Annotated in this window: 15 protein-coding genes; 6 read left to right on the forward strand and 9 right to left on the reverse strand. The window is 72.9% G+C overall.

Annotation, left to right across the window (positions count from 1 at the left end; all coding sequences use genetic code 11):
* Positions 1–123: 123 nt before the first annotated feature.
* Positions 124–642, reverse strand: a complete 519-nt coding sequence (locus tag AB0N27_RS13160; protein ID WP_364367858.1) for a hotdog domain-containing protein — start codon at positions 640–642, stop codon at positions 124–126.
* Positions 643–665: 23 nt separating this feature from the next.
* Between AB0N27_RS13160 and AB0N27_RS13165 the strand changes: the two genes are divergently transcribed.
* Positions 666–1,337 (forward strand): hypothetical protein, encoded by a 672-nt coding sequence (locus AB0N27_RS13165; RefSeq protein ID WP_364367861.1) that lies wholly within the window; start codon positions 666–668, stop codon positions 1,335–1,337.
* Between the two features lie 31 nt (positions 1,338–1,368).
* On the opposite strand, the gene AB0N27_RS13170 is transcribed toward AB0N27_RS13165, so the two are convergent.
* Positions 1,369–2,649, reverse strand: a complete 1,281-nt coding sequence (locus tag AB0N27_RS13170; protein WP_364367864.1) for a Bcr/CflA family efflux MFS transporter — start codon at positions 2,647–2,649, stop codon at positions 1,369–1,371.
* Positions 2,650–2,834: 185 nt separating this feature from the next.
* Positions 2,835–4,004, reverse strand: coding sequence for an acyl-CoA dehydrogenase family protein (locus tag AB0N27_RS13175; protein ID WP_364367867.1), 1,170 nt, complete (start codon positions 4,002–4,004; stop codon positions 2,835–2,837).
* 250 nt (positions 4,005–4,254) lie between these two features.
* On the opposite strand from AB0N27_RS13175, the gene AB0N27_RS13180 reads away from it, so the two are divergent.
* Both AB0N27_RS13180 and AB0N27_RS13185 read left to right on the forward strand, forming a co-directional pair.
* Complete coding sequence (locus AB0N27_RS13180) at positions 4,255–5,682, forward strand: UDP-glucose/GDP-mannose dehydrogenase family protein (RefSeq protein ID WP_364367870.1); 1,428 nt, start codon at positions 4,255–4,257, stop codon at positions 5,680–5,682.
* 151 nt (positions 5,683–5,833) lie between these two features.
* Positions 5,834–10,729 (forward strand): permease, encoded by a 4,896-nt coding sequence (locus tag AB0N27_RS13185; protein WP_364367873.1) that lies wholly within the window; start codon positions 5,834–5,836, stop codon positions 10,727–10,729.
* Positions 10,730–10,846: 117 nt separating this feature from the next.
* Here the strand turns inward: AB0N27_RS13185 and purE are convergent, their stop codons facing one another.
* Positions 10,847–11,338, reverse strand: a complete 492-nt coding sequence (gene purE / locus AB0N27_RS13190; protein ID WP_357980009.1) for a 5-(carboxyamino)imidazole ribonucleotide mutase — start codon at positions 11,336–11,338, stop codon at positions 10,847–10,849.
* A gap of 32 nt (positions 11,339–11,370) precedes the next feature.
* A complete protein-coding gene (locus AB0N27_RS13195; protein WP_364367877.1) occupies positions 11,371–12,546 on the reverse strand; it encodes a 5-(carboxyamino)imidazole ribonucleotide synthase in 1,176 nt (391 codons plus the stop codon).
* 232 nt (positions 12,547–12,778) lie between these two features.
* Here AB0N27_RS13195 and AB0N27_RS13200 point away from each other — a divergent pair, with 232 nt between their 5' ends.
* The gene (locus tag AB0N27_RS13200; protein ID WP_364367880.1) at positions 12,779–13,249 is read left to right on the forward strand and encodes a hypothetical protein; all 471 of its coding nucleotides are present in this window, start codon (positions 12,779–12,781) and stop codon (positions 13,247–13,249) included.
* 7 nt (positions 13,250–13,256) lie between these two features.
* On the opposite strand, the gene AB0N27_RS13205 is transcribed toward AB0N27_RS13200, so the two are convergent.
* The 4 genes from AB0N27_RS13205 to mca form a co-directional block, all read right to left on the reverse strand.
* The gene (locus AB0N27_RS13205; RefSeq protein WP_364367883.1) at positions 13,257–15,302 is read right to left on the reverse strand and encodes a thioredoxin domain-containing protein; all 2,046 of its coding nucleotides are present in this window, start codon (positions 15,300–15,302) and stop codon (positions 13,257–13,259) included.
* A gap of 40 nt (positions 15,303–15,342) precedes the next feature.
* On the reverse strand, positions 15,343–17,865 hold the full coding sequence (locus AB0N27_RS13210; protein WP_364367886.1) for a bifunctional diguanylate cyclase/phosphodiesterase: 2,523 nt from the start codon (positions 17,863–17,865) through the stop codon (positions 15,343–15,345).
* 179 nt (positions 17,866–18,044) lie between these two features.
* Positions 18,045–18,338, reverse strand: a complete 294-nt coding sequence (locus tag AB0N27_RS13215) for a hypothetical protein (RefSeq protein ID WP_364367889.1) — start codon at positions 18,336–18,338, stop codon at positions 18,045–18,047.
* A 48-nt stretch (positions 18,339–18,386) separates the two neighbouring features.
* The gene (gene mca, locus AB0N27_RS13220) at positions 18,387–19,268 is read right to left on the reverse strand and encodes a mycothiol conjugate amidase Mca (RefSeq protein ID WP_364367892.1); all 882 of its coding nucleotides are present in this window, start codon (positions 19,266–19,268) and stop codon (positions 18,387–18,389) included.
* Positions 19,269–19,468: 200 nt separating this feature from the next.
* On the opposite strand from mca, the gene AB0N27_RS13225 reads away from it, so the two are divergent.
* Both AB0N27_RS13225 and greA read left to right on the forward strand, forming a co-directional pair.
* Complete coding sequence (locus tag AB0N27_RS13225; protein ID WP_364370667.1) at positions 19,469–19,909, forward strand: DUF4307 domain-containing protein; 441 nt, start codon at positions 19,469–19,471, stop codon at positions 19,907–19,909.
* A gap of 156 nt (positions 19,910–20,065) precedes the next feature.
* Positions 20,066–20,563, forward strand: coding sequence for a transcription elongation factor GreA (greA, locus tag AB0N27_RS13230; protein WP_364367895.1), 498 nt, complete (start codon positions 20,066–20,068; stop codon positions 20,561–20,563).
* The last annotated feature ends 10 nt before the right edge of the window (positions 20,564–20,573 follow it).

Below are 20,573 nucleotides of genomic sequence, written 5' to 3' on the forward strand. Positions count from 1 at the left end.
CCGGCACGACACTGTGAATGGGCCGTGGCGCCATCTTGCCCTACCTCGAAGCGCCATTCTGCGCACCGGGTACGCCGATCGACGCGTGCGCGGCCCACACTCCACCCGGCCCACCCATGTGGTTCAGCCAGCGCGGTGGGCCTGGATGGCCCTGCGACGGGCCAACCGGTGGGCGCGCCGAATCTCCGCCTCCTTGTACCGGCGCTCGTCCTCCGCCGTCTCGGGCAGCACCGGACGGACCATCCGCGGCGCGCCGCCCACGTCCACGCCGACGAAGACCAGGTACGCGGTGGCCACCCGCACCGGCGTGTCCTCGGCCGAGTCCCAGCGCTCGGCCACCACCCGTACGCCCACCTCCATCGAGGTCTGTCCGGTCCAGTTCACCTGGGCGTGCGCGTGCACGAGGTCACCGACCCGGACCGCCTCGGAGAAGACGATCTCGTCGATCGCCGCGGTGACAGCCGTACCGCCGCTGTGCCGGGCGGCCGCGGCTCCCGCCACGTCATCCACGAACTTCATCAGGACTCCGCCGTGCACGGTGCCGTAGAGATTCACATCGACAGCCGTCATGATCTTGCTGAGAGTGACGCGGGAGTACGACGTCGGCTTGCCGGTCGGAGCGGCGGAGAGGTGCTCGGTCATGCCGGAAACGGTACGGTGCGCGGATGCGACATCTCTGGAGCTTCCTCGCCGGGCTGGTGGTGGCGCCCATCACCTGGGTGCTCGTCACGCTGGGGCAGGACGGGTCGAGCCGGACGGTCGACCGCTGGGTGGAGATCGGCACCTTCAACACCGCCAACCTGATCGAGCCGGCCGTCTACCTCGGTGTCGGCGGTGTCCTGCTCGGCCTTCTCGGCACGCTGCGCTTCTCGCCGGTGGGCCCGCTGGTTGCCGGGCTGCTGCTGGTCATCCCGTACGTCGGGATGTTCGTGGCGCCGTTCGAGGTGCGTGACGCGGTCCCGCAGGACTGGAAGGTGTTCGGCGATCCGCTGCCGCTTCGGCTGCCGGTGGAGAACGGCACGCTCTTCCTGATCGGCATGCTGCTGCTGATGGCGACGTTCAGCCGCCAGCGCTGGCGGCAGTGGCCGCAGCCGGCGACCGGGCCGGTCGAGGCCCCCGCGACGACGCCGACGGACGGCCCCCGCAGCGACAACTTCACCCTGACCGACTGGCCGCCCGCCGAGCCCGCCGAGCGGGAGACCGCCCCGCTCACCCTCGGTTACCCGGCCGACCCGACGCCCACCGAGCCGCTGCCGCGCCGGGTGGGTGGCGAATCGCCGTGGTCCGCGCCGCCGCGTGGCCAACCGCGACCCGAGGACACCACCGAGATCCGTTGATCGCCGGGCGGGCCGGGCAACCGGCCCGCCCCTAGTGCAGGGCGACGGCCAGGTCCGGGTCGACCGTGCCGAGGGCGGCGCGGGGGACGACCAGGACCATGACCGCCAGCGCCGCGGCCATGCCGCCCGCGACGACCATCGCCATCGGTACGCTCCCCGTGCCGAACAGGCCGGCGAGGGGCGCCGACAACGCGCCGACGCCGAACTGCACGGCCCCGAGCAGCGCCGCGGCGGTCCCGGCGGCCTCACTGTGCCGGCTCATGGCCAGCGCCGGAGCGTTCGGCAGGGCCAGGCCGGCGGCGGCCAGGACGAGCCACAGCGACGCGAGCAGGGTGCCCAGGCCACCGATGCCGGTGACGGCGAACAGCACCAGCAGCAGCCCGGCGGCCGTACCGGCGACCAGGGCGCTGACGAGGATCTGCTGCGGGGTGTAGCGGCGCAGCAGCCGCACGTTGAACTGGGTGGCCGCGATGAGGCCCACGGCACCGGCCCCGAAGGCCAGGCCGAACTGCTGCTCGTCGAGGCCGTACTGGTCCTGCAGGACGAAGGACGACCCGGACACGTACGCGAAGAGCGACGCCATGGCCAGCCCGGCGACGAGCACCAGACCGACGAAGGCACGGTCGTTGAGCAGCCCTCGGTAGTCGCGCATGGTCGCCGCCACCCCGCCGTGGCGGCGTCGCGTCACCGGAAGGGTCTCCGGCAGTCGCAGCGCGGCGACGACGATCAGCAGGGCGCCCAGCACGGCCAGCGCCGCGAAGACGCCCCGCCACTCGGTCCAGCGCAGCAGGCCGCTGCCGAGCGTCGGCGCGAGGATCGGCGCCAGCCCCATCACCAGCATCAGCCGGGAGAAGATCCGCGCGAAGGACGCGCCGCTGAACAGGTCGCGGACGACGGCCGTGGCGACCACGGTGGCGGCCGCGACGCCGAGACCCTGGAGCACCCGCAGCGCGCCGAGCACGGCGATGTCGGGTGCGAAGACGCACAGCACGGAGGCCACGATGTGCACGCCCAGGCCGGCGAGCAGTGGCAGGCGCCGGCCGACCACGTCGGAGACCGGCCCGATCAGCAGCTGGCCGAGCGCGAGGCCGAGCAGCGTGCCGGTCAACGTCAACTGCACGGCGGTCTCGGTGGTCTGCAGACCCGCGGTGATGGCGGGCAGCGCCGGCAGGTACATGTCGATTGTCAGTGGGCCGATCGCGATCAACGCGCCCAGCACCAGGACGAGTTGGACGCGTTCGCGGTTGGTCATGAGGTCGCCGGGCAGCGCCTCCACGTCGGGGGCGGTCTTCTCCACCAGCTGCTTCGTCATCTCGATCTCTCTGGGTCAGGTCGTACGTCGTGGGGCGAGCAGTGGTGGGGATCGGTTTCGGTGATTCTCACGTGCTGACAACGTCACAGACCCGTATGACATCCCCACTGTGGGGGGACTCACGGGCGCATGACGACCGCCCCACCGCCGGCGCGGGCGGTGGGGCGGGTGTGATCGGGTGGCGGCTAGGCGATGCCGGCAAGCAGTTGACGTGCCATGACGATGCGCTGCACCTGGTTGGTGCCCTCGTAGATCTGGGTGATCTTCGCGTCCCGCATCATCCGCTCCACCGGGTAGTCCCGCGTGTAGCCGTAGCCACCGAGCAGCTGCACCGCGTCGGTGGTGATCTCCATGGCGGCGTCCGAGGCGAAGCACTTGGCAGCCGCGCCGAAGTAGGTCAGGTCGGCGTCACCGCGCTCCGACTTGCCGGCCGCCGCGTACGTGAGCTGTCGGGCCGCCTCCAGCTTCATGCCCATGTCGGCGAGCATGAACTGGACGCCCTGGAACTCGGCGACCGCCTTGCCGAACTGCTTGCGCTCGGCCACGTACCCCTTGGCGTAGTCGAGCGCGCCCTGCGCGATCCCGACGGCCTGCGCGGCGATGGTGACCCGGGTGTGGTCCAGGGTCTTCATGGCGGTGGCGAAGCCGGTGCCCTCGGCGCCGATCATGCGGTCGGCGGGGATCCGCACGTTGTCCAGGTAGACCTCGCGGGTGGGCGAGCCCTTGATGCCGAGCTTCTTCTCCGGGGCGCCGAAGCTGACCCCGGGGTCGGACTTCTCGACCACGAAGGCCGAGATGCCCCGGGATCGGGCGGTCGGGTCGGTGACGGCGAAGACGGTGTAGAACTCCGACACGCCGGCGTTGGTGATCCAGCGCTTCACGCCGTTGAGCACCCAGTGATCCCCGTCACGCACCGCCCGGGTGGTCATCGAGGCCGCGTCGCTGCCCGCCTCCGGCTCGGAGAGGCAGTACGAGAACATGGCCTCGCCCGCCGCGACGGGTGTCAGGTAGCGGCGCTTGAGGTCCTCGGAACCGGACAGCAGCAGCGGCATCGTGCCGAGCTTGTTCACCGCCGGGATCAGCGAGGAGGACGCGCAGGCGCGGGCCACCTCCTCGATCACGATGGCGGTGGCCAGCGCGTCAGCGCCCGCCCCGCCGTACTCCTCGGGGATGTGCGGCGCGTGGAAGTCGGCTGCCCGCAGCGCGTCGTAGGACGCCTTGGGGAACTCGGCCGTCTCGTCGGCCTCGGCGGCGTGCGGGGCCACCTTCGCCGCGCAGACCTCACGGACCGCCTCCCGGATCGCCTGGTGCTCCTCGGGCAACCGGTAGACGTCGAACGACTCGCCTGCGGCCATGTCGGCCCCTCCCCTTCACCGCTATCATGCGCAGTCTGTGACGTCTCCTGACCGCCGAACGCGCAGACTGAAGACTAGCGACTGCAGTTCAGGTGATGTTACCGGCGCGTAGGTATGGGCATGACGGAGCACCCACGCGGCTGGGCGATGATGGAAGACAGACAGTGAGACATCCCTCCGGTGCCCGCCCAGGCGCCGCAGCAGAATGCGACGCGACGACGCGCCGCCAGTGCGAGCGGAGAAGACAGGCGTGACGATCCCCTACCCCACCATCCAGCCGACCCCCGCCATCGCCGCGGTGACGCCGCCTTCGGGCGCACCTCGGCCGCGGGTGACGTTCCTGGGGACCGGATACCTCGGTGCGACGTACGCCATCTGCTACGCCGAGCTGGGCTACGACGTGCTCGGGTTCGACGTCGACGCCGACAAGATCGCGATGCTGAACGCCGGTCAGGTGCCGATCCACGAGCCCGGCCTGGACGAGCTGCTCAAGCGCAACCTCGCCGCCGGCCGCCTGCGGTTCAGCACCGACATCGCCGAGACCGCCGAGTTCGGCGACGTGCACTTCATCTGCGTCGGCACCCCGCAGCGGGCCGGCGGGATGGGCGCCGACCTGTCGTACGTCGAGGCGTCGGTCACCAGCCTCGCGCAGCACCTGACCCGCAAGGCGCTGATCGTCGGCAAGTCCACCGTGCCGGTGGGCACCGCCGAGTGGGTGGAGCAGCTGGTCGGCAAGCACACCCCCGGCGACCTGGGCGTCGAGGTGGCGTGGAGCCCCGAGTTCCTCCAGGAGGGCTTCGCCGTCGACGACGTGCTGCGACCCAACCGGATCGTGGTCGGCGTCAAGAGCGAGTGGGCCAACGGCATGCTCTACGCCGCGCACAAGGGCGTCTTCGACCTGGCCGCCACCGAGGACCGCGAGGTGCCCCTGGTGGTCACCGACTTCGCGACCGCCGAGCTGGTCAAGGTCGCCGCGAACGCCTTCCTCGCCACCAAGATCTCCTTCATCAACGCGATGGCCGAGGTCTGCGAGGCCTCCGGCGGCGACGTCACCCAGCTGGCCCGGGCCATCGGGTACGACCCGCGGATCGGCAACCGCTTCCTCCAGGCCGGTCTCGGTTTCGGCGGCGCCTGCCTGCCCAAGGACATCCGCGCATTCCAGGCCCGCGCCCAGGAGCTCGGCGCCGGTGAGGCGCTGCGGTTCCTGCACGAGGTCGACCTGATCAACCTGCGCCGCCGTACCCGGGTCCTCCAGCTCGCCGCGGACCTGCTCGGCCGCCGCTCCGGGCCGGCCGGTCCGGACTTCTCCGGCACCCGGATCGCCGTGCTCGGCGCCACCTTCAAGCCGAACACCGACGATGTCCGCGACGCCCCGGCGCTCGCCGTCGCCGCGCTGTTGCAGAAGGCCGGCGCCGACGTGCACGTGTACGACCCGCAGGGCACCGAGAACGCCCGGCGTGCCGTGCCCGAGCTGACCTACGAGGTCGGCATCAATGAGGCGGTCGCGGAGGCCGACCTGGTCTGCGTTCTCACCGAGTGGGCCGACTTCCGCAACGCCGACCCGGTCGCCCTCGGTGAGCTGGTCGCCGGCCGCAAGGTCGTCGACGGCCGCAACTGCCTCGACTCGACACTGTGGACGCAGGCCGGCTGGGAGTACCGGGGCATGGGCCGCCCCTGACGGATTCGACGGCGACGGCCGGTCGCGGAGCACTCTCCGCCGCCGGCCGTTGTCGTTTGTTTGCCCCGGACCCGCCGACAAGTGTCGAAATCCGCGCCAGCTTTGGGCATGCTGCGACAGTGGGAGTCCACAGTGCGAGCGGAGGGGTGTCGTGGCGACCTTTCAGTGCACCTCGTGCGGTCGGGAGATAAAGCCGGCCGTGCGCTGCCCGCACTGCGGCGCCGACCAGCCGCAGTGGGTCGAGCACCTGGCGGACATCGAGCGCTCGATCGCGGAGATGAAGGCGCGCGACGCCGCCATCGCCCGCGAGCAACGGCAGATCGCGGCCAAGATGCAGGCCGCGCTCTTCCAGCGGGACATCCTCGCGCACGCCGGTGAGGAACGGATCAAGCAGGCCACCAGGCCCCGCCGGGTGCTGCGTCGCCGTCCCGGCCGCCGCCCACCGACCGCCACCACAGGCGCCCCACCACGGGTGCCCCGCCAGGGCACACCGCACGCGCCGGAGGATCCGCCACCACCCCCGCCCCGGCCGTCCTGGCTCGACGCCGATGACCCGGAGCACCCGCCGGAGGCGTCGTCGCGGGAGGTGCAGAACATCCCCCTCGGGCTCGGTGCCCTGCTGCTCGGCGTGGCAGCGGTGGTCTTCGCCGCGGTGGCGACCAGCTCGATGGACGCGCTGGCCCGGCTCGGCATCCTGCTCCTCGCCACCGCGCTGATGCTGCTCGCCCCACCGGCGCTGGCCCGGCGCGGGCTCACCTCGACCGCCGAGACGATCTCCGCGGTCGGCCTGCTGCTGGTGCCGTTGGCCGGCAACGCGCTCTGGGCGGTGGACCGGATCGGCAACGGGGGCTCCTCCGGCGCCGTCTTCGCCGCGTTGATCTTCGCGGTCACCGCCGCCGTGGCGTACGGGTACGCCAGGTGGACCGGTCTGCGCGTACCCCGCTTCGCCACAGTGCTCGCCGCGCAGCCGGTGCTGCCCCTGCTGGCGTACGACCGGGTCACCGGACCCGCCGGCTGGGCCCTGGTGCTGACCGTGGTCGGCGTGTTCGACCTGTGGCTGACCCGCTCCGGGGTGGCGTTCGAACGGCCCGTCCGGCAGGACCTGCCGGACCCGGTCGCGCCGAGCGCGCCCCGTCAACGTGACCCGGAGAGCCGACCGGAGGGCGACCCGGAGGAGGCCGCCGAGGTTGTCGACGCCACCCCCGGGTCCGCAGACCTCCGACCGACCCGCCCGGTGCCCGGGCTGCGCGAGCTGATCTGGCTGCTGCACGCGGCGGCGATCGCGGTCGCCCTCGCGTACGCGGTCACCGCCCTGCTGCGCGCACAGACCGTGCCGACGGCGGTCAGCGCCGGAGCGGCGCTGCTGCTGGCCGCCGCGGTGGGGCTGGCCGGCGCGCTGGTGCTTCGGCGCCCGCCGCTGCCGGACGTCGCCGCAGGCATCCTCACCCTGGCCGTGATCGGCGCACTCGGCCGGGTCGTCTCGGTGGCGCTGCCCGGCCGGTCTCTGCTGCTCATCGCGGCGGTCATCACTGTCACCGGGCTGGCCGTCCGCGCGGTCCCCGAGGCCGCCCGGCGGGGCCCACAGATCGCCTCGGCGGTGGCGCTCACCGTCAGCGGGGTGGTGGTCGCCGGAGGCGCGCTGCGCGCCGGGGTGGCACCGGTCCGGGCGTCACTTCCCGCCTGGGCAGCGGACCTGGACCTCTACCCGGCCGAACTGGCCGCCGCTGTCGGTCCCACCGCCTGGCAGCTCGCCGCCGCCGCGTTCCTGCTCACCATCGCCGCCGTACTGGCCCTGCCACCGGAGATCCGCCGGGAGTTCGCGGTCGCCGGCGCGGCGCTCACCGCACTCGCCGTACCTGCCTCGTTCGGTCTCGGTTGGGCGTCGGCGCCCTGGCCGATGGTCGTCACCGCGGTCGGCATCGGGGTGATCGGCCTTTCCGCGCGTACCAGCCGGGCCGCTCTGGCCCACGGTGCCGGCGCCGCGGTGGTGGGCCTGTTCGGCGCGGGCGCCAGCCTCGCCCGGCCGCCGCTCACCGCCGCGGTCCTGCTCACCCTCTTCGCGGCCGGCGCGCTTGTCGTGCTGGCGCCCCGGGTCCGCCTCGCCTCCGAGGCCGCCGACACGGTCGCCGCCTGGGCCGCCGGCGGCGCCGCATTCGCGCTGCCCGGCGCGGTGGCCGCGTTCGTGGCCTCCACCGTGCCTGTCGATCCCACGCCCACCCCGGCCAGCCTCCGCGAGGCGACCGTACCGGTGCTGGCGGCGAGCTTCCTGGCCGTCTGCGTGACCCTCGGGTACGCCGCCGTCGTGCAGGTCTCCCAGCGGCGCATCCCCGCGCCGCTGTCGGTGGGCACCGGGCTCGGCGCGCTTGTGGTCACCGCCGCGGCCTTCGGCGCACCCGGCGCGACGGTCGCCGACGCGTGGGTGGGCGCGCTGCTGCTGGTCGCCGCCGTGTTGCTCTTCCTGGCTCCGTCGATCGACGCCGGCCGCCGCTCCGACCTCACCCTGGACGGCTCGGACCTGGCCGCGGCGGCGGTGACCACCGCGCTCATCGCGACGCTGGTACGCATCGCCGCCGTACTCACGCCGGGCGGGCAGCTGGCGGTGGCCGCCGGCCTCGTGCTCGTGGTCGCCGTGGGCGTCCGCGCCATGCCGCAGGAGTGGCGGCGCGGGCCGGTCCTCGGCATCGCCGTCGGCGGCGTACTCATCGGTGTGCTCGCCGGTTGGACGGCGCTGCGCGGCGGGGTGGGCGTGCTGGCGACCCCGGGACCGATCTGGGACGGCGACCTGAGCGGCTGGCCGGCCGCACCGACCGGCGGGTCCACCTGGCAGGCCCCTGTCGCGCTGGCGCTGCTGGCCGTCGCGGCCGGCATCCTGCTCCCGCCGCCGTGGCGGTGGGACGTGTCCGGCGCGGCTGTGGTGCTCGCCACGATCGGCGCACCGGCCGCGTTCGACCTGCCCTGGTGGTCACCGGTCCTGGTCGGCGGCATGGTCGCCACCGTCTACGGGATGGCCTCGGTGGCCACCGAGGAGGCCCGCGCGGCGTTGTCCCGGGCCAGCGTCGCCGGGGCGGTGGCCCTGCACGCGGCCGGGGCCGGTCTGGTCCGGCCGTGGACCACCGCGCTGGCGTTGGGCAGCATCGCGCTGATCGGCGTGGTGGTGGCCACGCTGGCCCGCGTCCTGGCCGGGCCGCAGGTGACCGACATCGAGACCGAGGGGATGCCACCGCACCTGGTGCAGATCGGCGGGGCGGCTATCGGCGCCGCGCTGCTGGCCCTGCCGGGGGCGGTGGCGGCGCTGTCCGCCGAGTTCGACCACTCGGCGCAGGTGGTGCTCACCGCCGCGCTTGCCGCCACAAGCCTCGGCCTGGCCGCCGTGGCGGCGGTCCGCCGCCACGTCCCGCAGTACCTGCCGTGGGCGAGCGTGGCGGTGGTCGGCGGGGCCACCATCAGCGCGCTCGCGGCGATCCCCACAGGCCTCGCCGCTGGTGTCTACGCGGCCGCCGCCGCCCTGCTGGGTGTGCTCGCCGAGCTGATCCGGGCCGCGACCGTGCCGCCGACCGGCTCGGCCCAGCCGGTCCGCCGGTGGTCGGTGCTGCTCAACGGGGCGCTGCGCAGGTTGCCCGACGACCCGGAGAACCGGCGGTGGCGGGTCAGCCCGTCCGCCGGCGCGCTGGCGGCGGCGGCTCTGCCGACCGTCCTGGCCCTCGTGTCGATCGCACCCGCCCTGGTCACCGCCCTGGTCGAGCCGCACCGCACGCTGGCTCGGATCTGGCAGGGGCCGCCACCCGAGCTGCTCACCCCACCCCCGGACGTGATCAACCCGACCCACGTGCTCACCGCGTTGCTGCTCACCGCGACCGCGGCGCTCGCCGCCACCGGTTTCAGTGGCGGACGGCGGTCCCGGGCCGTTCCGGTGGTGCTGCCCGGCGCCGCCGTAACCCTGCTGATCACGCCCATCGCGCTGGGCCAGGGCTGGCCGGCGAGCACCGTCGCCGCGCTCGCCGTCTTCACCATCGCGATGCTCGGTCTCGCGCTGACCCCGCCGCCCCCGCTTGTCGACCCGGCGCGCTCGCTGCGGCTCGCCCGGGTGCTGGTGTTCGTCATCGGGTTGACCGCCGGCAGCGCCGGTCTGGCCGGCAGCCTGGCCACCAGGGACATGACGCTGTTCACCCTCGGCAGCGCGGTAGCCGTCGGCGCCGTCGGGGCGTTCTACGGCACCACCCAGCGGGCCCGCATCCTCGGCTGGCTCTTCGCCTCACTGATGGCGCAGCTCTTCGTGCTCACCGCCGGTCTGGTGGCCGGGCTGGCCGCCGTCTGGTCCGCGTTCGGGGTGCTCGCGGTCGGGGCGGCCCTCCAGGTGTGCGCCGCGACCCTGCCCCGCCTGCGCCGTCCGGAAGCGCAGCGCGAAGCCTCCACGGTGGAGTGGAGCGGGTACGCGGCCGCACTGATCGCCCTCGCCCTCGCCTTCGACTCGCCCCGGCACATCGCTGCCCTGCTCGCCGCCTGGGGGGCGGTCCTCGGCGTGGCCGCCACCCGGCCCGGCCGGCGGCCGGTGGAACGCCGGATCCTGTTCTGGTCGGTGGTGGCCTGCGAGATCACCGCCTGGTGGATCCTCATGAGGGTCGCCGACGTGGCGCTGCCCGAGGCCTATACGCTGCCGTTCGCCGCACTGGCCCTGCTTGTCGGCGTCCTGGAGCTGCGCCACCGACCGGACCTCAGCAGCTGGGTGGCGTACGGGCCGGCGCTGGTCGCCGCATTCGTGCCGACCCTGGCGATCGTGCTGGCCACCGAGTCGAGCACGTTGCGGCAGATGCTCCTGCTGCTCGGCGCCGTCGGGGTGCTGATCTTCGGTTCGTCCAGCCGGCAGCAGGCGCCGGTGATCGTCGGCGCGTCGGTCACCGCGATCGCCGCCATCCACGCCCTGTTCAGTCTCGGCCCGTGGCTGGCGCTGATCCCGGTCGGCATCCTGCTGCTGGTGCTCGGCGCCAGCAACGAACGCCGCCGCCGAGCCCAGGAACGCCTCCAGACAGCCCTGAGAGGCATGAGATAAACCCCTGGGGCCGCGCGCGCCGATCTTGCACTTCTGCCTCGACATAAGGCGCAAAAGCCGCGAACCTCCGACCGGAAGTGCAAGATCGGCGAGGACGGGGCGCGGAGGGCGGGGGGGTTAGGGCAGGGTGGCGTGGAGGGTTGCTTCCTTCTCCGCCACCAGCTTCTCCAGGTCCTGCTGGTAGGTCGCCATCCGGGCGCGCAGCGCCTCGTCGGACGCGCCGAGGATCCGTACGGCGAGCAGGCCGGCGTTGCGGGCGTTGCCGATCGACACGGTGGCCACCGGAACACCTGCCGGCATCTGCACGATGGACAGCAGCGAATCCATGCCGTCGAGGTGCTTCAGCGGCACCGGCACACCGATCACCGGCAGCGGGGTCACCGAGGCGACCATGCCGGGCAGGGCAGCGGCGCCACCCGCGCCAGCGATGATCACCTTGAGGCCCCGGTCGGCGGCGTCGCGACCGTACTCGATCATCGCCACCGGAGTCCGGTGCGCCGAGATCACCCGGACCTCGTACGACACCCCGAAGTCGTCGAGCACCTCGGCCGCCGCCCGCATGGTCGGCCAGTCCGAGTCGCTGCCCATGATCAGCCCGACGGTGCTCACTGCGGTTCCTCCTTGGTTCGCTGCCGCCCGGGTCACTCGTGCCCCTCGCGCAGCCAGCGGGCGGCGCGCGCCGCCCGCGCCCGTACGTCGTCCAGGTCGTCGCCGAGCACCGTCACGTGCCCGATCTTGCGGCCGGGCCGCACCTGCTTGCCGTAGAGGTGCACCTTCGCGCCCGGCTCGGCGGCGAAGAGGTGGTGCAGCCGCTCGTCTATCGACATGCCGCCCGGCTCACCACCGAGCACGTTCGCCATCACGACCACCGGGGCGGTGAGCGCAGTGTCGCCCATCGGGTAGTCCAGCACCGCCCGCAGGTGCTGCTCGAACTGGGAGGTCCGCGCGCCCTCGATGGTCCAGTGCCCCGAGTTGTGCGGCCGCATGGCCAGTTCGTTCACCACGATGGCGGGGCGGCCGGCGGCGTCGCGTACCTCGAACAGCTCCACGGCGAGCAGTCCGACCACGCCGAGCGCGGTGGCCAGGTCGATGGCGAGCTGCTGGGCGGCTACCGCCAGGTCCTCGTCCAGGCCGGGGGCCGGGGCGAGCACCTCGACGTTGATGCCGTCCCGCTGGACCGTCTCCACGACCGGGTACGCGGCCACCTGACCGAACGGCGAACGCGCCACCTGCACGGCCAACTCCCGGCGCAGCGGCACCCGCTCCTCGACGATCAGCCGGGTGCCACCGGCGAGCAGCGTGGTCGCCAGCTCGGTGGCCTGGGCGGCGTCGTCGACCATCCAGACGCCCCGGCCGTCGTAGCCACCGCTGGCCGCCTTGAGCACCACAGGCCAGCCGACGCGCGTGCCGAAGTCGACAAGGTCGGCCGGGTCGCCGACAGGCATCCACGCGGGGTTCGGCGCGCCCAGCTCGGTCAGGCGTTCCCGCATGACCTGCTTGTCCTGGGCGTGCAGCAGCGCGTCCGCCGGCGGGTACAGGGACACGCCCTCGGCCGCCAGCGTGCGGATGTGCCCGTTGGGCACGTGCTCGTGGTCGAAGGTGACCACGTCGCAGCTCTTGGCGAAGGTGCGCAGCGCGGCGAGGTCGGTGTGGTCGCCGTACTGGACGTCGGCGGCGACCAGGGCCGCGCCGTCGTCGGGGGCCGCCGCGAGCACGCGCAGTGACTGGCCGAGGGCGATCGCGGCCTGGTGGGTCATCCGGGCCAACTGGCCGCCACCCACCATGCCGACAACTGGTAGTCCGGTGCGGGAATCCATAGCGCGGCCAGCCTATCCGGGCCATCGACGTAGCCACCCCGGAGGGCCGGCGACCCACCCGGGCGACACGGGATCGCCACCCCACACGGACATGCGACTGACTATTGCAGCATTTCGGGCTGTGGGGCGGCGTGGTGCCGGTTGTCGCCAAAGCGACGGTGCCCGACGCAACCCCGCGGCTTGACCGGACGTGTGACAGGCATCGACCATCCACGCTGGACCATGGGGGATGATGAATCTGGCAGCTCTACGGGTCCTCGTGCCCGTCGCCGTGCTGGCGGTGCTGACGGCCTGCACCACCGCGTCGCCCGATCCCGTGGCCGGATCCGGCGCCACGACGTCCGCGCCCAGCGCCACGCCCTCCGGTGCGACGGCATCCAGCGACGCGTCGTCGACCCCCAGCCCGGCACCCGCCACGTCGGCCAGCACCGCCGCCGCCTGCCCGGTGAGCGCCGCGACCCTGCACAAGGCGGCGGGGCTGGGCAGCACCCACCGGATCAACCCGGAGCACATCAAATGCGCACGCCGCTGGGCGACAGCCGGTGTGATCGCTGTCGACCCGGGGCAGCAGGGCGACGGCGTGATCGTTTTCGAGTACGCGGCCGGCAGGTGGAAGAAGATCGGCGAGGGCAGCGCCCTCGAATGCAGCTCATTCGGCATCCCGAACGAGATCGGCGACCAGGTCGGCTGTCACGTCCAGTAGCCGACGGTCAGCGGGCCCCACCCAGCTCGGCGACCAGCTCCTCGACCGAGGTGACCGGTCGCTGGCAGACGAAACCCCGGCAGACGTACGCGGCGGGCCGCCCGTCGACAAGCGGCCGGTCGGCGAGCAGCGGCACGCCGGGCTGGTCCGGGAGCCCGGCCACCACGACCGCGCCGGGCGGGGCGTGCCGGCGGGCAGCGGCCACCAGCGGATCACCGGCCGGGTCGTCGGTCACCACGGCGATCTCGTACGGCCCGGACAGCAGCGCCTCGCCGACGGTGGCGGCGTACCCGGTGAACCGGGCGTGCCGCCCGACGATCGGCGCGACTGTGGCGAGGGCCTCTTCGGCGGCTTCCCGGTAACGGGTCTCCCCGGTCAGTGCCGCGTACGCGACGAGCCCGGCGACCAACGCGGACCGGCCGGACGGGGTGGCGTTGTCGGTGGGGTCGGCCGGTCGGGCGACCAGCCGCTCCGCGTCGTCGGCCGTGTCGTAGTACGCGCCGCCGGACGCCGTGAAGTGCTCCAGCGCGGCGTCCAGCAACTGGCCGGCCAGGTCGAGCCAGCGGCCCTCGCCGGTGAGCTGGTGCAGCGAGCAGAACGCCTCGGCCACGCAGCCGTAGTCCTCCAGGACGCCGGCCGGATCGCCGACCCTGCCGTCGCGGGAGACGCGGCGCAGCCGGCCGTCCACCAGGTGAGCGGTGGCCAGATGCTCGGCGGCGTCGCGCATCGCGCCGTCGGCGACGATGGTGACGCCCTCCATCAGGTTGACGTCGTCGTCCTCGGGCGACGCGTACAGCGCGGCGACCTGGAGGAACTCGACGATGGCGGTGATCGCCAGGCCGTTCCAGGCGGCCACCACCTTGTCGTCGCGGGCCGGCTGGGGGCGCTCGTCGCGGGCCGCGAGCAGCCGACCCACCACCTGCTGCCAGCGGGACCGGATCTCGGGTGCCGCGTCGTCCACGTCCCGGGCGAGGCGCAGCACGCTCATGCCGTGCTCGAAGGTTCCGTCGTCGGTGACGGCGAACAGGTCGGCGGCCCACCGGCCGTCCTCCTCGCCCAGCGCCTCGACGAGCTGGGCTGGCGTCCAGGCGTAGGTGAGGCCCTCGACGCCCTCGGTGTCGGCGTCCAGCGCGGACGCGAACCCCTCCCCCGGCCGGTGCAGCTCGTCCGCGAGGAACCGGGCGGTGTCCCGGGCGATCCGGCGGGCCAGACGGTCGCCGGTGAGCCGCCACAGCTGGGTGTAGACACGCAGCAGCAGCGCGTTGTCGTAGAGCATCTTCTCGAAGTGCGGCACCGTCCAGTGCGCGTCCACCGAGTACCTGGCGAAACCGCCGGCGAGCTGGTCGTAGATGCCGCCCCGGGCCATCGCCTCGGCGGTGTGCCGGACGATCTCCAGGCTGCGCGGGTCGGCGGTGCGCTGGTGGTGGCGCAGCAGGAACAGCAGGTTCATGTGCGGTGGGAACTTCGGGGCGCCCCCGAAGCCGCCGTTCGTGGCGTCGTACTCGTTGGCCAGCGTGGCGGCCGCGGCGTCGAGCAGCGGGGCGTCCAGCGGCGCGGTGGGGCCGGACACGGCCTGCGCGCCGCCGATCGCCTCGACCACGGCGGCGCCTTGGCGCAGCACCTCCTCGCGCTGGTCCTTCCAGGCGGTGGTGACCGACTGGAGCAGCCGGACGAAGTTGGCGCGCGGGAAGTAGGTGCCGCAGAAGAACGGGGTGCCGTCCGGGGTGGCGAAGACGGTCATCGGCCAGCCGCCCTGACCGGTCATCGCCTGGGTGGCGGTCATGTAGACCGCGTCCACGTCCGGGCGCTCCTCGCGGTCCACCTTGATCGACACGAAGTTGTCGTTCATCAGGGCGCCGACCTGCTCGTTCTCGAACGACTCGTGCGCCATCACGTGGCACCAGTGGCAGGCGGCGTAACCCACCGAGATGAGCACCGGGACGTCGCGCCTCTTCGCCTCGGCGAACGCCTCGTCGCACCACGGCCACCAGTCGACCGGGTTGTCGGCGTGCTGGAGCAGGTACGGACTTGTGGCGTCGGCGAGTCGGTTCACCCGACGACCATAACCACAGCCGCCGGGACGTGCCCGGTGGTCAGGAGGCGCCGTCGGCGCGGAGCCGGAACACGTTCGACTCGGCCGAGTCGCGCAGCGTCCCCAGCACCGCGCCGATCTTGTCCGCCGGCATCGGCTTGAAGAAGTGGTAGCCCTGCGCGGAGGTGCAGCCCAGCTCGGCCAGCGCCATCCGCTGCTCGGCGGTCTCCACCCCCTCGGCGACCACCCGCAGGCCCAGTTCGTGGGCGAGACCCACTGTGGTCCGGACGATCGCGGCGGCCTCCGGCGAATCGGCCATCCGGATCACGAACGAGCGATCCACCTTCAACTCGTCCACAGCGATCCGGGTGAGGAAGGTCAGCGAGGAGAAGCCGGTGCCGAAGTCGTCCACGGCGAGCTGCACACCCATCGACCGCAGGGTGGCCAGCACCTCGTCGATGACCTCCAGCTCGCTCATCACCACGGTCTCGGTGATCTCCAACACGAGCCGGTGCGGTGGTACCTGGTGCCGGCGCAACGCATCGGCGATCTCCGCCGGCAGCCGGGGGTCGAGGAGGCTGCGCGCCGAGAGGTTCACCGAGATCGGTACGTCCAGCCCCTCCCGCGCCCAGCCGGCGGCCACACCGAGGGCCTTGTCCAGCACGTACCTGGTGAAGGTGCCGAGCTGCTCGCTGTTCTCCACCGGACGGATGAAGTCGGACGGGCCCAGCCAGCCCCGGCGGGGATGCTGCCAGCGGATCAGCGCCTCCACGCCGGTGGGCGCGCCGGTGGCCAGGTCGACGGCCGGCTGCAACGCCAGCACCAGCTGGTCGTCGACCTTCAGCGCCTCACGCAGCTCGGCCAGCAGGGCGAGCTGGTCGGTGCTTGCCGCGTCCCGGCTGCCGTCGTACGCGGCGACGCTGCCGCCACCCTCCTTGGCCTGGTACATCGCGATGTCCGCCCGGCGCAGCAGCTCGGTCATGTCTGCAGTGCCGGCGTCGGCGACGACCACCCCGACGGACACCTCGATCGACATGCGCACCCCGGCCACCTCGGTCGGGGCGGCCAGCCGTTCGGCGATCTCCCGGGCCTGGCGCAGCGCGTGCGCCAGCGGCGCGGCCCGGTCGCCGAGCACCGGCACGGACGTGAGCAGCAGCGCGAACTCGTCACCGCCGAGCCGGCCGAGCAGGTCACCGGCCCGGGCCATCGAACTGAGCCGGTTCGCGGTCAGCCGCAGCAGCTGATCACCGGCGGCGTGCCCCAGGGTGTCGTTGACTTCCTTGAACTGGTTGATGTCCAGCAGCAGCAGCGCCACCGGGTGGTCGTGGGCGAGCTGCCGCAACGACTGGTCACCCTTGCCGAGCATGGCCGCCCGGTTGGCAAGCCCGGTGAGCGGGTCGTGCACCGCCTCGTACGACGACCGCGCGGTCACCAGCCGCAGCTCGCGGTGGGTCGCGGCGTCGTGCAGCGCGGCGGCCAGGGCGTCGCCGAACGCGGCGACGGCGTCGCGTTCCCGGTCGCTCGGCGGGGCGGATCGTGGGAACCGGACCCGCAGCCGGCCGACCGGCGCGGCGCCGACCGAGAGGGGACGGATCAGCTCGTGCTCGTCCGGCTCCGACAGGTCCGGTGGACCCACCTCACGGTCGACCATCTGGCCGCCCGCGTCCCCCCGGTAGCGGCGCCACCGGCCGTCGGCCCGCGCCACGTCGACGTCCACCAGCTCGGCGTTGAACAGCGCCAGCGCGCCGGTGACCGCCGCGCTGGCCGCGCCCCGCTCGTCGAGCTGGTTGAGGGCCGCGGTGGCCTCGGCGAAGGCCCGCCACGTCCGGCGTTCCTGGTCGGCCCGCAGCCGGTAGCGGTAGGTCTGCTGGAGCAGCCAGAGCAGCGGCGGGAGCAGCAGCAGCCAGCGCGCGTCCAGCTCCAGCAGCGCGACCACCACCAAGCCCACCGCCACGTTGCCGACGAACATCAGCAGCTTGCCGCGCAGCGCCGCGAGCAGGGGCGGGCCGATCGGCAGACCGTGCCGCAGGCCCAGCGTCACCCCGCCGAGCCAGGCCGTCACCAGCAGGTACGTCACCGAGCCGGCGATCACGGCCAGCGCCAGCATCGGGGTGGGCGCGGCGAGCAGCGGCTCCCCCAACGCGGTGGCCACGGACACGGCCAGCGCGGTGGCGGCGGCCAACGACGCCGCGATCCGGACGATCTCCAGTGCCGGGCGGCGGTCGTTGTGCAGCGAGAGCACCGTCCAGGACAGCCCGGCGCCGAGCAGGGTGGCCGACGGCAGCCAACCGGCGGGCGCCAGGTAGAGGCAGACGATCAACGCCGCCTCGCCCCAGGTGATGCTGACCATCCCGGCCGGTGAGCGGAACCGCAGCCGGGCGAGCTGGGCGAGGGCGACGACGCCGACGGCGATGCCGAAGCGGGCCGGACCACCGAGCGGGTCGTCCGACGGCAGGTTGGCGGGCAGGGTCAACCCCACGGTGGCGGCGACGACTGCGGTCATCGTGACCGCTGCGGTGAGCACGAGAAGCCGGACCGGCGTGCCGCGTACCCCGAGCCGGTCGCCGACCGGGCCGGAGGTCATCGACCTCCCCCGTCAGGCGGCCTGGCGAGGGTACGACGGGCGGCCGGTGCTGTGACTGTCATCGGCGCCCCCTCCCGCGCACGGCTCGGGGACTTTTGGTCCCCCCGGCGGAAGGCTAAGCCAAACCGGGTGGTCGCAACAGGGGGCGACCACCCGGTTGGGCGTGAATCATGCGGGGACTACCCGTTCCGGTGCTGCTGGTGCCCGTTGGGAGCGGGCGTGGATGAATCACGGCCTCCGGTCCCGTCTGTCGGATCGGCGACTGCCGTATCGGCCCTGGTCGGGTCGGTCGGCCGCCCCTGCTGGGGGAACCGGTCGGGCAGCCGGCGCAGCCGGGAGTTCATGTTGCGGATCAGCAGGATGGTCGCGGTGGCCAGCAGCAGGATGAGGAAGAGGCCCATCGGGCCGGCCAGCCCACCCGTGCGGGTGTCCCCGAAGTTGTTCTCCGCGAGCACCTGGGCAGCGGTCAGCATGGCGTTCCTCCGATGTGCGGTTGGTTACCAGGGTAGCGCCGCGGTTAGTCAGCGCGCGTGCGCCGTCTCCCGCACACCTGCGAAGAGGTCGGACTCGGGCATCGGGCTGTCCACCATCGATCGGGCCAGCTCGAAGTCCTCAGTGGGCCAGGCTCCCTGCTGCAACTCCATCGGCACCTGGAACCAGAAGCCGTCCGGGTCGACCTGGGTGGCGTGGGCGCGCAGCGCGTCGTCGCGGACCGGGAAGTAGTCGGCGCACTCCACCCGGGTGGTGATCCGGGGGCCCTTGTCCGGGCGGTCCTCCCAGCGCTTGAGCCAGTCCTCGTACGGCGACTCCCGGCCTGCGGCGAGCATGCCCTCGTGCAAGGCCATGATCTTGGCCTTGGAGAAGCCGATGTCGTAGTAGAGCTTCAGCGGCTGCCACGGGGCACCCAGCTCCGGGTAGCGCTCCGGGTCGCCGGCGGCCTCGAAGGCGGCCACGCTGACCTTGTGGCACATGATGTGGTCGGGGTGCGGGTAGCCACCCTCCTCGTCGTACGTGGTGACCACGTGCGGACGGAACTCGCGCATCAGCCGCACCAGCGGCCCGGCGGCCACCTCGACGTCCTGGAGGGCGAAGCAACCCTCGGGCAGCGGCGGCAGCGGGTCGCCCTCGGGCAGCCCCGAGTCGACGAAGCCGAGCCAGGCCTGGTCGACGCCGAGGATCGCCCGCGCGGCGTCCATCTCGGCGCGCCGGATGTCGGCGATGTTGGCCCACACGTCGGGCCTGTCGAGCTTGGGGTTGAGCACGCTGCCGCGCTCACCGCCGGTGCACGTCACGACCAGGACGTCCACCCCTTCGGCGACGTACTTCGCCATTGTCGCCGCACCCTTGCTCGATTCGTCGTCCGGGTGCGCGTGGACGGCCATGAGACGCAGTTGCTCTGCCAACTTCGGCGCTCCTCGTCTGTGCCGGACGGTGGACCCGACCGGACTCGACCGGCTTGACCTGCCGGGGATCCTCCACACTCCGCCGCCGGCCGCACCGCGCGGGGCCCGACCTGCCGTTCCTGCCGCTGAGCCGGGCTGGGAGGATGGACTCTGTCATTCTTGCCGATGCCGCCGACAACAACGCCAGGAGATACCCGCCGGTGACCGAGACGCACGCCACAATTTCACCGGGCGCGCCGGTTTTTCCCGCCGGGCGCTACGGCCGCCGCCGCGAACCGGGCGGCAGGACCCGCCGTACGCTGCTGGCCACGCTGGCCCTCCTGGTGCTGGCGGCGTCGCTGACGCTGATCTCGGTACGCCTCTACAAGCAGTACGGCGACCCGGTGTACGACGCGCAGGTGATCACGTACACCGACATCACCGACAGCCAGGTGCGTGTCGACTTCCGGGTGACCGTGCCGTCGGGCGGCTCGGCGGTGTGTGTGCTGCGCGCCCGCGACCGCGCCGGTGCAGAGGTGGCCCGCGAGGAGGTCACAGTGACTGCGGCCCCGGGCGACAGGCACGTCACCACCAGGCACCGCCTCGCCACCACCGCACGGCCGTTCATCGGCGAGGTACTGCGCTGTCGACCCCCGGCCTGAGCTGGGAAGACGTCGCTCTCGCGGCGTGGCAGAGGCCGCTCACCCGGGGTGCTGCACACGGGCACCGCCGGTGATGGCCGACACGCTGTGTCGTACGGCACTGGTAACTTGGTAGTTCACCTGTCAGCCAGCCACGCACAACTGAGGAGACCGCCTGTGTCCACTGGCAACGAGGCGCCCGCCACCTGGCTGTCCCAGGACGCGTACGACCGCCTCCAGGCCGAGCTCGACGAGCACATCGCCAACCGCCCCGCGATCGCAGCCGAGATCAACGCGCGGCGCGAGGAGGGCGACCTGCGGGAGAACGGCGGCTACCACGCCGCCCGTGAGGAGCAGGGCAAGGCCGAGGGGCGCATCCTCTACCTGAAGGAGCTGCTGCGCACCGCCAAGGTCGGCGAGGCGCCGACGGCGGATGTCGTGTCGCCCGGCATGGTCGTGACGATCTACTTCGACGACGACACCGACGACACCGAGACGTTCCTGCTCGGTTCCCGGGAGATCGCGGCCACCACCGACCTGACCGTCTACAGCCCCGAGTCCGCGCTCGGCAAGGCGATCCTGGGCGGCCGGGCCGGGCAGACCTGCACCTACACGGCACCCAGCGGCGCCGACATCAAGGTGACAGTGGTCAGCTTCGAGCCGTTCTCCGGCTGACGCCGGCGCT

Source organism: Micromonospora sp. NPDC093244, assembly GCF_040683695.1.
Classification (GTDB): Bacteria; Actinomycetota; Actinomycetes; order Mycobacteriales; family Micromonosporaceae; genus Micromonospora.